This is a genomic window from Collinsella aerofaciens (assembly GCF_039752955.1).
Taxonomy (GTDB): domain Bacteria; phylum Actinomycetota; class Coriobacteriia; order Coriobacteriales; family Coriobacteriaceae; genus Collinsella; species Collinsella aerofaciens_BI.
Map to the genome: position 1 here is coordinate 25,027 of NZ_JBDMHB010000010.1, position 14,399 is coordinate 39,425.

Annotated in this window: 11 protein-coding genes; 9 read left to right on the forward strand and 2 right to left on the reverse strand. The window is 60.4% G+C overall.

Translation table 11 applies throughout. The features are described from left to right. Positions 1–230: 230 nt before the first annotated feature. The gene (locus tag ABHR75_RS03955) at positions 231–2,174 is read left to right on the forward strand and encodes a DUF2207 domain-containing protein (protein WP_055310398.1); all 1,944 of its coding nucleotides are present in this window, start codon (positions 231–233) and stop codon (positions 2,172–2,174) included. Positions 2,175–2,312: 138 nt separating this feature from the next. On the opposite strand, the gene ABHR75_RS03960 is transcribed toward ABHR75_RS03955, so the two are convergent. Further along, positions 2,313–2,954, reverse strand: a complete 642-nt coding sequence (locus ABHR75_RS03960; RefSeq protein ID WP_138113379.1) for a GNAT family N-acetyltransferase — start codon at positions 2,952–2,954, stop codon at positions 2,313–2,315. Positions 2,955–3,231: 277 nt separating this feature from the next. Here ABHR75_RS03960 and purH point away from each other — a divergent pair, with 277 nt between their 5' ends. The 6 genes from purH to ABHR75_RS03990 all read left to right on the forward strand — a co-directional run bounded on the left by purH (position 3,232) and on the right by ABHR75_RS03990 (position 9,367). After that, positions 3,232–4,839, forward strand: coding sequence for a bifunctional phosphoribosylaminoimidazolecarboxamide formyltransferase/IMP cyclohydrolase (purH, locus tag ABHR75_RS03965; protein WP_138113377.1), 1,608 nt, complete (start codon positions 3,232–3,234; stop codon positions 4,837–4,839). 274 nt (positions 4,840–5,113) lie between these two features. Next, positions 5,114–5,821, forward strand: coding sequence for a hypothetical protein (locus tag ABHR75_RS03970; protein WP_346963698.1), 708 nt, complete (start codon positions 5,114–5,116; stop codon positions 5,819–5,821). Positions 5,822–6,000: 179 nt separating this feature from the next. Beyond that, positions 6,001–6,672, forward strand: a complete 672-nt coding sequence (locus ABHR75_RS03975) for a response regulator transcription factor (protein ID WP_346963699.1) — start codon at positions 6,001–6,003, stop codon at positions 6,670–6,672. A 9-nt stretch (positions 6,673–6,681) separates the two neighbouring features. Next, entirely contained in the window at positions 6,682–7,725 is a 1,044-nt protein-coding gene (locus tag ABHR75_RS03980) for a sensor histidine kinase (protein WP_346963700.1), read from the forward strand. Between the two features lie 116 nt (positions 7,726–7,841). Further along, entirely contained in the window at positions 7,842–8,087 is a 246-nt protein-coding gene (locus tag ABHR75_RS03985; RefSeq protein WP_138374527.1) for a helix-turn-helix domain-containing protein, read from the forward strand. Beyond that, entirely contained in the window at positions 8,078–9,367 is a 1,290-nt protein-coding gene (locus ABHR75_RS03990; protein WP_138374526.1) for a HipA domain-containing protein, read from the forward strand. Before ABHR75_RS03985 ends, ABHR75_RS03990 begins: the two co-directional genes overlap by 10 nt. A 90-nt stretch (positions 9,368–9,457) precedes the next feature. On the opposite strand, the gene ABHR75_RS03995 is transcribed toward ABHR75_RS03990, so the two are convergent. Continuing rightward, positions 9,458–9,895 (reverse strand): universal stress protein, encoded by a 438-nt coding sequence (locus ABHR75_RS03995; protein ID WP_099432243.1) that lies wholly within the window; start codon positions 9,893–9,895, stop codon positions 9,458–9,460. Positions 9,896–10,143: 248 nt separating this feature from the next. On the opposite strand from ABHR75_RS03995, the gene ABHR75_RS04000 reads away from it, so the two are divergent. Together ABHR75_RS04000 and ABHR75_RS04005 are read left to right on the forward strand one after the other, a co-directional pair. Further along, a complete protein-coding gene (locus ABHR75_RS04000) occupies positions 10,144–11,124 on the forward strand; it encodes an undecaprenyl-diphosphate phosphatase (RefSeq protein WP_346963701.1) in 981 nt (326 codons plus the stop codon). A 356-nt stretch (positions 11,125–11,480) separates the two neighbouring features. After that, positions 11,481–14,384: an ATP-dependent helicase gene (locus tag ABHR75_RS04005; RefSeq protein WP_346963702.1), complete on the forward strand. Its 2,904-nt coding sequence runs from the start codon at positions 11,481–11,483 to the stop codon at positions 14,382–14,384. The last annotated feature ends 15 nt before the right edge of the window (positions 14,385–14,399 follow it).

A 14,399-nucleotide genomic window follows, 5' to 3' on the forward strand; every position in this document is an offset into this window, starting at 1 on the left:
AAAGCCGCTACACCTGTGACGGAGCTGTGAAGTGGTATCTATTGCTGGCGCAGGCCATGCCAAGGGTGTCCCTAATGACTGGTCATTTAAGAACGTCCCCAATGACTGGCTGTTGGGGTGCGGGTGTGACTTTCATCCCGTTTGGCGCTCCGGTCGCCTAGATGTTCGTCATGCGTACCCGCAAACGTGGGACAATGGCGCTGTTGGTTTTACAGACAAAGGATGTGCCTATGAACACCCTCGCCGCCAAAGTCAGCCGGCAGCGCCACCTGTTTGCGCGATTCGCTTCCGTCTGCGTGCTCGTCGCGCTTGCGTTGTTGCTGCTGCCTGTCGCCGCGCACGCCGACGGCTACTCCATGACCCAGACCTATATCAGTGCCACGGTCGAGGCCGATGGATCGCTGACCGTTGTCGAGGGACGCCAGTTTGATTTCGACGACGACATCAACGGCGTGTTTTGGGAGATCAATACGGGCTCCAACCAGCAGGGCGGCACGGCGGGCGTCGACGTGCTGAGTGTCGAGGAAGAGGACACCGCGTTTAACAAAGTCGATAGCGCGAACAAGGGCGACTCTGGCGTCTACACGGTCGAGCAGACCGGTGACGGCGTAAGGATTAAGGTGTTCAGCCCTCACGAGAGCGGCGACAGCGCAATCTACTACGTGAGCTACACCATGACCGGTGCGGTTATGAACTGGGCCGATACCGCCGAGCTCTACTGGAAGTTCGTAGGTGACGGCTGGTCTGCGGATTCCGATGACGTCGAGATGGAAGTGTGCTTCGCGAATGCCGCTGCCGGGACGGCGGCCGTCAAGGGCGATAACTTCCGCGCATGGGGCCATGGTCCGCTGACGGGCGACGTGTCGCTCGATGAGGACGAGCCCATGGTCACCTATACCATTCCCTGCGTGCACCAGGGCGAATTCGCCGAGGCACGCATCGCCTTCCCTAGCGACTGGGTGCCGCAGCTTGCCGCTTCGGGCGAAGAGCGCATGTCAACGATCCTGAGCGAAGAGAAGGAATGGGCCGACGAAGCTAACGCCCGCCGCGCTCACGCTCGCATGATTGCCAATGCACTTGCCGTGCTAAGTGTTGTTGCGGCGGTGGCCTTTACCGGCACAATCGTTATGCTCAAGCTGCGCAAGCGCAAGCCCAAGCCGCTTTTCCAGGACGAATATTTCCGCGATGTGCCTTCGGCCGACCATCCCGCCGTGCTTTCGGCCCTCATGAGCTGGAACGAGGTGCCCGATCAGGCATATATCGCCACGCTCATGAAGCTCACTGACGACCGTGTGATCAAGCTGGAGCAGGCGACCGTGACCAAGGCCAAGAAGGGTCTGTTGGGGCGTGAAAAAGAAGAGCAGACGTATCGCGTGACGGTGAGTGATGCGGGCTGGAAGTCGGCCAAGGGCATTGACCACATGGTGCTCAAGGTCTTCTTTGCCGGTACTAAGCCTGACGAGAACGGCGATCGCTCGCGCACGTTCGACGAGCTGCAGCACTACGTCAAGCAGCACGCTACACCCGTGGGCGACAAGCTCGAGGACTATCAGAACACCGTTAAGGGCAAGCTGGCCGATAGCGAGTACGTTGCCTCAGACGGCATTGTTGCAATGGTGTTTTGCCTGGTTCTTGGTATCCTGATTGCCTTTGTTCCCGTGGGATCCATCTTCTTTACCGATGGCGCACAGGCGAACATTACCGCCGCGGTTATCTCGGTGCCGATTGTGCTGGTGGGTATCGGCGTGGGCCTTACGTTCCGCCGCTTTACGCCGGAGGGCGCCGAGGTGGCGGCTCGCTGCAAGGCGCTCAAGCATTGGCTCGAGGATTTCACACGCCTAAAGGAAGCCGTCCCGGGCGATTTGGTGCTGTGGAACAAGCTGCTGGTGATGGGCGTTGCCCTGGGCGTTTCGAAAGAAGTGCTGCGACAGCTGGCCGAGGCCGTGCCTGCGGACCTGCGCAACAGCGACGATTTCTACGACAACTACCCCTGCTACTGGTGGTATTACCATCACTACGGCAACGAGTCTCCGCTCGATTCGTTCAACGATGTGTATCACGAGACCATCCGCGAGCTGGCTTCGAGCTCCGATAGCTCGAGCGGCGGCAGCGGCGGCGGCTTCTCTGGCGGCGGTGGTGGCGGCGTCGGCGGAGGCGGCGGCGGAACGTTCTAGCGCGCTCTGATTTTTGGGATGGATCTTCTCCGGCGACTGCCGACGGATCCATCCCATTTTCATGCGCTACCTACGAAGGCTGTCCCCAACGACTAATCACTGGGAACATCCCTAAATGACTAGGTATGGCTGCTGGGTTTAGGCTGTTAGATCGAGTTCGTAGAGGAAGCTTTCGCGCGGCATGTCGTGGCGACGCTCTTCGCGGTTGGCGCGGTGCGTGGCCGTGCGCTTAAAGCCGTGCAGCTCGTAGAACTTCCACGAGCAGTTGGAGTCGGTGTACAGGTGCGCCCTCGTCGCTCCAAGCGAGGATAGGTGTGAGACCGCGGCATCGAGCAGAACCGTGCCAACGCCCAGGCCATGGACATCGCGATCCACGGCAAGCAGCGTGACCTCGTTGTCGTGCGGCAACGGGCTGCTCTCGAGCAGGCGGTTGTTGGTCCGGATGGTTGCGCGCACAAACGAGAGATACTCGGCGCAGGCATCGGGCTCCAGCTCACGCATCTGCGATAGCAGCGCGCGTTCGGTATCCATCCAATGTTCCTTAACGGTGGCGCCGGAGCTCTGTCCTGCGCGTGCAAGCGCAATGCCGCGTGCATGGCCGTCGATTACGGCAACCTGCGAAAACGTCGAAGACGAAAGGCAATAGGCGAGGTCGCATGCGGCCTCGAGGCGGTTGTACTCATCGTTATCCGAATTGTTATGCCAAAGCTGCTGCAGAATCAACGCGATGGCGTCGAAGTCTTCGGTATCAAACGGTCGGTAGAGAACCCGCGAGACCATGGTGCCTCTTTCTTTTGCGGATGCATATCGAGCACAGTTCTACCACGCTATTGGCATCTAATTATGGTGCCCCTGTGTTCCATGAACTCACCGTGCCCGGTGCCGTGCCCATCCCCTCCGCTCGCAAACTTTTTCTGCATATGCGCCCGTTGCGGGGTGCATCGATGCGCTCGATGCGCTACATTGAATCAGTATTTTCAATGCCGCTGCGCGAGCGCTGCAGATCGACGTATCACCGACTCACAGAGCACGGCGGCGTACCAGACAGGAGGACTGCATGGGATCTGATGTGAAGATCGCACGCGCGTTGATTTCGGTTACCGATAAGACGGGCGTCGTCGATTTCGCACGGACGCTGGTCGATGACTTTGGCGTCGAGATCATCTCTACGGGCGGCACGGCTCGTGCCATCGAGGACGCGGGCGTCCCCGTAACCCCCATCGAGGAGTTCACGGGCTATCCCGAGATGATGGACGGCCGCGTTAAGACCCTGCACCCCAAGGTTCACGGCGCGCTGCTGGCCCGCCGCGATTCCGAGCAGCACATGCAGGAGGCGGCACAGCACGGCATTAAGCTGATCGACCTGGTCGTCGTCAACCTGTACGAGTTCGAGAAGACCGTCGCCAACCCCGAGGTCACCTTCGCGGATGCCATCGAGCACATCGACATCGGCGGTCCTTCCATGCTGCGCTCTGCCGCCAAGAACGCCGCGAGCGTTACCGTCATCTCCGACCCGGCCGACTATGATGCCGTCCTGGCCGAGATGCGCGAGACCGGTGGCTGCACCACGCTTTCCACCCGTCGTCGCCTGCAGGTGAAGGTCTACCAGACCACCGCCGCCTACGACACGGCTATCTCCCGTTGGCTCGCCGCCCACGCAAGCGACGTGGCGGACACCTCTGCCAAGCTCGAGATCTCGCTGGAGAAGGTCGACGACCTGCGCTATGGCGAGAATCCTCAGCAGAAGGCCACGGTCTATCGCTTTGCCGAGGGCTGCGAGAATACCGCGAGCTCGCAGTTCCCGCTCGTGGGCTCCGAGCAGATCCAGGGCAAGCCGCTCAGCTACAACAACTATCTGGATGCCGACGCCGCTTGGAACCTAGTCCGCGAGTTCGACGAGCCGGCCTGCGTGATCCTCAAGCATCAGAACCCCTGCGGCTCCGCCGTGGCCGAGGACATCACGGCCGCCTACGACCGCGCCTTCGCCTGCGATCCCAAGAGCGCCTTCGGCGGCATCATCGCCTGCAACCGCGAGGTTCCCTATGAGCTGGTTGAGCACTTTGCCGATCAGAACAAGCAGTTCGTCGAGGTTATCATCGCTCCGAGCTACACTGCCGAGGCGCTCGAGCGCATGGCCAAGCGCCCCAACCTGCGCGTGCTGGCCACCGGCGGCGTGGACCACGGCGCCCAGGTGGAGCTGCGCTCCGTCGACGGCGGCATGCTGGTGCAGGAGGTCGACCACGTGACCGAGGATCCTGCGACCTTTACGTTCCCCACCGACCGCAAGCCCACCGACGCCGAGATGGCCGAGCTCGAGTTTGCCTGGAAGGTCTGCAAGGGCGTCAAGTCCAACGCCATCCTGGTTTCCAAGGGTAAGGCCGGCATTGGCATGGGACCGGGTCAGCCCAACCGCGTTGACTCTGCGCTGCTTGCCTGCGAGCGCGCCGAGGACTTCTGCGAGCGCGAGGGCGTGGAGAAGGGCGGCTTTGCCTGTGCAAGCGACGCGTTCTTCCCGTTCCGCGACAACGTCGACGTGCTCGCCGCGCACGGCGTGACCTGCATCATCCAGCCCGGCGGCTCCAAGCGCGACGACGAGAGCGTCCAGGCCTGCAACGAGCATGGTATTGCGATGGTCTTCACGGGTGCCAGGCATTTCCGCCACTAAGTAGAGAAGCGGCGCTGCGGCTTGCCCAGCCACCGCACCTTGCCGTTCATTCGTCGCTCGCGTACCCAAGTACGCGTCACTCCTCTTTCACGGCAATCTACGGCACCTGGGCAACCCTCGCCGACCTGTTAGGTTGACTGGGAAGGATGGGATGCGATCTCGTCCCTTGGACTGGCCTCGCTTCTTAAATAATCTCTGCAAAAGACGGTCGCTCCGTTTGGAGGGCCGTCTTTTTGGTATAAGAGGACGGAATGACAATACGAAAGGTATGACCATGCCCCAGATTGATGATGCCGAGCTGTTTGGCAATGTTGAGGACCAGCGTGCGTACGAGGACTTTTGCGCCAATCAGGAGGCTGTCGAGAAGTTCACGCTCGACAAGCCCGCGCTTGTCTGCCGTTGGCGCATGTCCCACAAAAAGGTGCCCATGCTCAATCGCCATATCCGCGCGCTGTCCGAGCGCATGGTGCAGGGCGAGCCTCTTACTCACAACATGCTCAGCTGGGCTAAGCAGCACGTCGAGTGGTCGCTTGCCGAGGGCGACTACACCGCCCGCGACGGTGTGCTCATGCTGGTGATCGACGTTAACGGCAACGCCGCCATGACGGTGGGGGAGTACGAGCCGCTGGCCGACACATCGGCCAAGGCGTTGCGTGCCCGTTCTGCCGAGGCTCGCTCCGAAGCTGACGAGACCGGCGTGGCGCCCGAACTGCTCGCTGCCGTCAACGACGGTGAGCTTGCCTTTGTGGCGCCGGCAGACGAGTGCCTGTGCGGCACGGCGACGCTCATTGAGCAGCTGGCCCAGACCAAGGGCATCCCGGTTACGCGCGTGGACATTCCCGCACAGCTCAAGGGCGCGCTGTTCCTGGTGAGTGACGAGCACGGCGTGGTTCCCGCAACCGAGACGGAGGCCGCCGAGGCCGACGCCGCCACGGTCGCCTTCTTTGCCGACGGCTACGAAAAGCTCCGTGCCCGCCGCTAAATGATTTTTCTGGGACGGGGATTTAATAATCATTTTGGTCCCCGTCACCGCTGCGAGTGCGAGGCGGACAAAACGCCCCCGCTCGCGAACAGTTCTGTCACTTTGGCACCGCTCGTGGTGCATACCTGCAGGTTCGCAGCCATAATGGTGGCAAGACAACCAAGAGGGGAGCGGAATCCATGGCGCTGATCTATATCGTTGAGGACGACGAGCCCATTCGTCGCGAGCTTGCCGATATCCTTGCCCGCGCCGGTTTTGAGGTTGAGGCCTGCGAATCGTTTGAGCATGTCTCGCGCGATATTCTCGCCGCCGCGCCCGACCTGGCGCTGCTCGACCTCACGCTTCCTGTCAAAGATGGCCAGCACATCTGCCACGAGGTTCGCCGCGAATCCGAGGTCCCCATCATCGTCCTCACGTCGCGCACGACCGAGATCGACGAGGTCATGGCCATGACGCTCGGCGCGGATGACTTTGTTCCCAAGCCCTACAGCGCCCGTGTGCTCGTGGCGCGCATCAATGCCTTGCTGCGTCGCACCTCGGCGGCAGGCGAGCGCAGCACGCTCGTCCACAAGGGACTGGAGCTTGACCTCGCCCGCTCCATGGTCACCAATACGCAAACCGGCACTAGTACCGAGCTCACCAAAAACGAGCTGCGTATCCTCTCGCTGCTTCTGAGCCGTGCGGGCAAGATCGTTTCGCGCTCGGCCATCATGCAGGACTTGTGGGACTCCGACGCCTTCGTAGACGACAACACGCTTACCGTCAACATCAACCGCCTGCGCACCACGCTCGAAAAAATCGGGATCAAGGGGTATTTGACGACGCACCGCGGCCAAGGCTATTCGGTCTAGGGGCCGGCTATGTCGTTTGGCAAGTTCTTTAAAGATGCGCTGCTTCCCGTCGCCGTGTGGACCTGCGGCGTGCTACTGAGCTGCTTTGTGCTGACGGTCGCCGGCGCACCCGTTTCTATCGTGGTCGTGGCGGTCGGCGTGTCCTTTATCTTTGGTATGCTCGGCATCGTGATCGAGTACGCTCGCCGTCGCCGTTTTCTGCGTCAGTTGGAGCGCGCGGCAGAGGAGCTCGAGAGTCCCGCATGGGTGCAGGAGATGGTGCAATGTCCGACCTATGCCGAGGGCGAGCTCGAGTACGAGGTCTTGCGCCGGGTGGGCAAAGCTGCCTGCGACGAGGTTGCCGAAGGCCGCCGTCAGACCGATGATTATCGTGACTATATCGAGAGCTGGGTCCACGAGGCCAAGCTGCCGCTGGCGGCGGCCCATCTGATTTTGGAAAACCTGGACGGCAGCGAAGGCGACCTGTCGCGCGTGGATGACCTAGGCCGTGAGCTGGCTCGCGTGGAGCGCTATATCGACCAGGCGCTGTACTACGCGCGCTCGGAAGTCGTGGAGCGCGACTACCTGATTCGCCGCTGGGATCTCAAGACCTTGGTGACGGGCGCGATTAAGGCCAACGCGCGCGAGCTCATCGCGGCGCACGTGGCTCCGGTGTGCGAAAACCTCGACTTCGAGGTCTTTACCGACGAGAAGTGGCTCGAGTTTATTCTGGGCCAGCTCATTCAGAACAGCATTAAATACGCGCGTGAGGACGGCGCGAAGATCACGTTTTCGGGCGCGTTGCTGGACGCGAGCCTGGCGAGTGAGCGCATTGAGCTCACCGTTGCCGACAATGGCTGCGGCGTGTGTGCGGCAGACCTGCCACGCGTGTTCGAGAAGGGCTTTACCGGCGACAACGGCCGCACCACCAAGCGCGCAACGGGCATTGGCCTCTACCTGGTGGCGCGTCTGTGCTCCAAGATGGGTATCGATGTCACCGCGGCATCCGAGCCCGGCGAAGGCTTCGTCGTCACGTTTGCCTTCTCGACCAACAAATTCCAATACTTTGAGTAGTCGTCGCGGTGTAACGTCCCGGAGCGTCATTCACGTTAAGACAATTATCCCAAACGGGATAATTCCATCATGATGTGCTATGATTATCCCGTTTGGGATAATCATAGGGGATTAGCATGCAAGACTGGAATGAGCGAACGATTTTTGACCCAGCTGAACTCGGTGCATATTTGCGTGAGCGCCGGAAGAAGCTCGGTTATACCCAACGCGATGTGGCTGATTTCAACCAGTGCAGTTTGCGCTTTGTGAGCGAGCTTGAGCGTGGAAAGGCGGGTGCCAATCTTCGCCAAACCCTTCAAATCGCTAACAGCTTGGGGGTCGATTTGATCCTGAGGGAGAGGGGCGACGGCTCATGGCATTAAAGGTTTATCGTGAGTATCGGGGAACGTTTGAGCTGGTCGGAGAATTTGAGAGGGCCGACCCCGTAAACGAGACGTTTGCATATGATGAGGGATATCTTGAACGCGACGATGCTGCCGCACTCTCAGCTTCTCTTCCCTTGCGACATGAGCCATATGCCAGCAATGAGTTTTCGGCCTTCTTTTCGGGCATGCTTCCCGAGGGCCCGGTTCGGCATGAGCTGTCGATGCGTTTTCAAATCCCCCAGTCAGACTATTTATCGATGCTCGAGCGTTTGGGCGATGAGTGCGTTGGTGCCTTGAGGTTTCTCGGCGATGAGAAATCGAGCTACGATCCGGGCTATCGTCCTCTGCAAGACGAGGATTTTGAGGCACTTTCTAAGGCGGAAGTGTTTGAGATTGCAAATGATATGCAGGATTCGAGGCTGTCGTTGGCGGGCGCTCAGTCTAAAACCGGTTGGTTTTTACCGCGCGGTAAAGATGCAAAAAAGGCCGGGTCGGGGGATTGGATGCTGCCGCTCGGCTCTGCCCCCTCGACTCACATAGTCAAGATTGCTTCAACTAAACATCCGGATTTGCCGTTCAACGAATTAATTTGCATGACGGCAGCGTCTGCTGCTGGGCTTGAAATTGCCCGTTCAGAAGCTTCGGATACGATTCCTGGTGCGTTCTTTTCCGAGCGTTATGACAGAATCTGGAGCAATGAGCCGCCGTCGATGAGCGGATTCGATGTGCCTCTGAGGCTGCATCAGGAGGATTTTTGCCAAGCGGTTGGCTGGCCTTCGTATATGAAATACGAGACACGTCCCGATAGCTGCTATATGGCTCTTTGCGGCCGATTGATAAGAGAGCAATCGTCTAACGTAATTGCTGATACTCAAATGTTCGCTCGTCAGGTAATGGTCGATTATGCGTTGGGGAATTGCGACTCGCATCTCAAGAACCATTCGTTTCTTTATAGTCCGAGTTGGCGGGAAAAGAGGTTGGCCCCTGCATACGATATTGTTTGCACGACGATAATGGGATACGACCATAATCTTGGGATTGATATTGGGGATCACCGGGTGATCGATGGGGTGACTCCTGAAGATTTCGAATTCATGTCTCAAGATTTGCATCTGCCACTCAAGATGATCAAGAACATCGCGGCGGAAGTGGCTGAAGAGGTGTCTGCCCAGCTTGCAGAACTTGCCTCTGCAACCGGAGATTTGGGTCGGGTCGCTCTGAAAATTCAGACGGATTCCGTTGAGAGAATGAGGGTTCTGGAGCAATTCTCAGCCTAAAGCAAAGCGGGGCCACCGTAATGGTGGTCCCGCTCTTGGAAGACTTGGGCACGTGGGCTTGCGCTCCGCGATGCGTTAGGCGTACGTTTGCTACTTCACGACCAAGATGTCGCAGTCCGTATTGCGCAGCAGGAACGTCGAAATCGAACCCAGCAGCGCATACTTAATCGAGGATAGGCCGCGGGCACCGCAGAGCACCAGGTCGGGCTTGACCACGTCGAGCATCTCGTCCTTGAGGGTTTCGCGAATGCGGCCGGCGCGAATCATAACTTCGACCTCGGGAATGTCGGGATTGGCCTTGGCTTCCTCGAGCTGCTTGGCGATCGAGTTGTTAAAGGCCTCCTCCAAGCCATTAACTAGGTCGACCGGGTAGGCTCCGGCACTCTCGAGCGCCGTGGAATCGATAACGTGGCCGATGATTAGCTTGGCGCCGTTGTTCGCGGCGACCTTGATGGCGCGTGCGAGCACAAAATCCTGCTGCTCAGTACCGTCGAGTGAAACAAATACCTTGGTGTAGCCCTCGTTCATGGTTTCCTCCTTGGTCTATCGCACGGGCGCGGGGCTCGTGCATCGGGCGGGCGCGGGCGCGTTGGCCGCCGGACACTTTATCTTGTTGCAGTTATACCCAAGGATTTGGGTTTGACCGCTCGCAATTCTGTGAACGGGCGAGTTTTTTGGTAAGGGTAGGCGCAGGCGCGCCGCCAACGGTTGATAATGGGACATCGCCCGCACCGTCCGCAGAACAATATCGGCGGGTGTCTAACGAGGGGGTCCCTTTGGATATTATCGAGCTTCTAAAATCTGCCTTCATGGGCCTGGTCGAGGGCATCACCGAATGGCTGCCTGTTTCATCGACCGGTCACATGATCTTGGTGGACGAGTTCGTCAAGATGAACGTGAGCGAGACGTTCTGGAATATGTTCCTGGTCGTGATTCAGCTCGGCGCCATTCTGGCCGTCTGTGTGCTGTTCTTCCATGAGCTCAATCCGTTCTCGCCCAGCAAGGGCAAGGAGGGCCGTCGCGACACCTGGGTGCTGTGGGGCAAGATTGTGCTTGGCTGCATTCCTGCGGCGGCGATCGGCCTGCCGCTCAACGACTGGATGGAGGAGCATTTCTACAACGCTCCCGTCGTGGCGCTGGCGCTCATTGTGTACGGCGTGCTGTTTATCGTGATCGAGAACTGGCGCGCCAGCAAGCGCGAGGAAATGGCCGTTGCCGGTTCGTTTGGTTCGCGTGCTGTGGTGTCGGGTGGACGTCCCGCCGGTGCGCACTTTGCGGCGCCCGCCACGGCTACCGCTGAGGATGAGGACGATGACGAGAATCTGGACTTTGGTTCCATCACCACGCTCGAGGATCTAAGCTGGAAGACTGCGCTGGGTATCGGCTGCTTTCAGGTGCTTTCGCTGGTGCCTGGTACGTCTCGCTCCGGTTCTACCATCATCGGCGGCCTGCTTTTGGGCTGCACGCGCTCGGTGGCGTCTAAGTTCACGTTCTTCCTGGCTATTCCTGTTATGTTTGGCGCGAGTGCGCTCAAGCTGGTCAAGTACTTCATCAAGGGCGGCACGTTCGGCACCAACGAGATCGCCATCTTGGGCGTGGGCTGCGTTGTGGCCTTTGTGGTTTCGCTCATCGCCATCAAGTGGCTTATGGGCTTCGTCCGCCGTCACGACTTCAAGTGCTTCGGCGTCTACCGCATCATCCTGGGCATCGTAGTGCTCGCATACTTCTTCGTTCTGGAGCCCATGCTCGGCCTGTAACTTGGTTGACGCTGCGCGGCGGCCAGAGCGACAACTTGTCATTCAAAGAGGGTGGCATGACCAAAAGGTCTATGCCGCCCTCTTTTCATGCCAATTTGTTCGCTCTGGCCGCCGCTCGCTGCTGCTACCGTGACATCGGTGGCTCTGTGATTGGCGCAATGGGGTCAGGTTACTTTGCACCAGCTTGGTGCAGACAAATCTGACCCCATTGCGCCAAATCCGCTGGGGCGGGCCCGATGGTGGCGGACGGAGTCGTGGTGTGATTTGCGTCGGTGTCCGCGCGGCTCGGTATACTGGTACGGCTCAAACTATGGCGCTGCCCGCAGGCGCGCCGTCCGTCAGATGAGGAGTCGCCCATGACCCAGCCCTTGCCCTGGGAAAAGAACGCCGCGGTACCCGTGCCGCCCACGCCGGAACCCGTGCCGCTCGATGCATACACCGCCCCCGCTGCGCCGGAGCCCGAGCTCGTCCCGCTCGACATCTACGACGCTCCCGCGCCGGCACCCAAACCCGCCAAGCCGCTCGTCGACATCGACAGCCTTAATCCCGCCCAGCGCGAGGCGGTCCTGACCACCGAGGGTCCGTTGCTGGTCCTTGCCGGCGCCGGCTCGGGCAAGACCCGCGTCTTGACCTTCCGCATCGCACATATGCTCGGCGACCTGGGCGTTAAGCCCTGGCAGGTCCTGGCCATCACGTTTACCAACAAGGCCGCGGCCGAGATGCGCGAGCGTCTGGCAGCGCTCATCCCCAGCGGCACCCGCGGCATGTGGGTGTGCACATTCCATGCCATGTGTGTGCGCATGCTGCGCGAGGACGCCGACCTGCTGGGCTACACCGGTCAGTTCACCATCTACGACGACGATGACTCAAAGCGCATGGTGCGCGACATTATGCAGGCGCTCGGTATCGAGCAAAAGCAGTTCCCCATCAACATGATCCGCAGCAAGATTAGCTCGGCTAAAAACGCCATGATCGGGCCCGAGGACATGCTCAAATCCGCCGACAGCCCTAATGACAAAAAGGCCGCGCAGGTCTACCTGGAGCTGGAGCGCCGCCTGCGCGCCGCCAACGCGATGGACTTCGACGACCTGCTCGTGCGCACGCTCGAGCTGCTGCGCACCCGTCCCGAGGTGCTCGACAAGTACCAAGAGCGCTTCCGCTACATTAGCGTCGACGAGTACCAGGACACCAACCACGTCCAGTACGAGATCGCCAACCTGCTGGCCGCCAAGTACCAAAACCTCATGGTCGTGGGCGATGACGATCAGTCCATTTATAGCTGGCGTGGCGCCGACATCACCAATATCCTGGACTTTGAGAAGGACTTTAAAGACTGCAAGACCGTCAAGCTGGAGCAGAACTATCGCTCTACGGGCCATATCCTGAGCGCCGCCAACGCCGTGGTGCGTCACAACTCGCAGCGCAAGGACAAGCGTCTGTTTACGGCCGAGGGCGATGGCGAGAAGATCAAGGCCTTCCAGGCAAGCGATGAGCGCGACGAGGGCCGCTGGATTGCCGGCGAGATCGAAAAACTGCATGCCAAAGGCACGAGCTACGACGATATCGCCGTGTTCTACCGCACCAACGCCCAGTCGCGTATCCTCGAAGATATGTTCCTGCGCGCGGGCGTGCCCTACAAGATCGTGGGTGGCACGCGATTCTTCGACCGTGCCGAGATCCGCGACGTCATGGCCTACCTTAAGATGATCGTGAACCCGGCAGACGAGATGAGCGTCAAGCGCGTCATCAACACGCCGCGCCGCGGTATCGGCTCCACCTCGATCCAAAAGATTGAGCAGCTGGCGCGCGACAACCGTTGCTCGTTCTTCCAGGCTTGCGAGATCGCGTGCGCCGAAACCGGCATGTTTAGCGCCAAGGTGCGCAATGGCCTGTCGAGCTTTGTGTCGCTGGTGCGCGAGGGTCGCCGCATGGACGGCGAGCTCAAGGACGTTGTCGAGATGATTGTCGATAAGACGGGCCTGCTGCAGGCTTTCCGCGCCGAGGGCACCATGGAGTCCGAGAGCCGCGCCGAGAACATCCAGGAATTCCTGGGTGTCGCTGCCGAATTTGAGGAGACGCACGAGGATATCGAAGGCACGCTCGAGAGCTTGGAAGAGCTGCGCGCTGCTGGTGTTGCCGATGTGCCCGCCGACGTTGAGCCCGAGCCTGTTGTGGTGAGCGCGCCTGCGCCCGAGCCTGGCCCGTCTGCGCCCGTGTCTTCGTTTGAGGCGCTCGTTGGCGCGCGTGATGCCGCGGGTTCCAATCCGCTCGATAGCCTGGCCGCCCCGGCGCTTTCTCCGCAGGATGCCCTGGCCGCCGCCATCGCGGGCAACGCGTATGCCGCGCCGACGGAGCTGCCGGCCGGCGCCGTGCATGCCGACGAGATTGAGCGCACTTATGGACCGCTCACCTGCAAAGCGCTGCCGGCGCTCATGGAGTGGCTGGCCCTGCGCTCCGACTTGGACTCTCTCGCCGGCGAGACGCATGCCATCACCATGATGACCATTCACTCCGCCAAGGGCCTGGAGTTCCCGGCGGTCTTCGTGGCCGGCATGGAGGAGGGCATCTTCCCGCACGTGCACGACTTTGGCGGCAGCGATGACCCGGGCAAGCTCGAGGAGGAGCGCCGCTTGGCCTACGTCGCCATCACGCGCGCTCGCAAGCGCCTGTTCCTAACCTATGCGGCCACGCGCCGCACCTACGGCTCGACCTCGGCTAACCCGCGTTCGCGCTTCCTCAACGAGATTCCGTTTGAGGATATCGAGTTTAGTGGCATCGGTTCTGCCGGCTTTGAGGGCACAGGCTGGGAGAAGCGTGGCGACCGTCACGGCACCTTTGGCTCGGGCATGGGCTCGGACATGTACGGCGGCAAGGTGTTTGGCTCGCGCACGCGCTCGACCGGCGGTTCCGGTTCGCGCGGCGGTTCGAGTTTCGACGACTTCTTTGGCGGCAGCAGCTACGGAACCGAGCGCCATCGCGGCGTTTCGCCCGATGCCGGCCGCGTCGCCTCGACCTTTGGCTCGGGCGCGCCGCGCGCCAAAAAGCCGTCGTCCAAGGTGTCGCCGACGGTGGAGCGCAAGGTCGATCGTGCCAGCGCGGCGCAGGACTTTGCCGCGGGCGACACCGTGAGCCACAAGACCTTTGGCACGGGTACCGTGATCTCGGTCGTCGGAGACATGATCGAGGTCCAATTCGAGAAGACCGGCCAGACCAAAAAGCTGATGAAGGGCTTTGCGCCGATCGTTAAGCTGAATGCCTAACTGCGAGGTTGACCG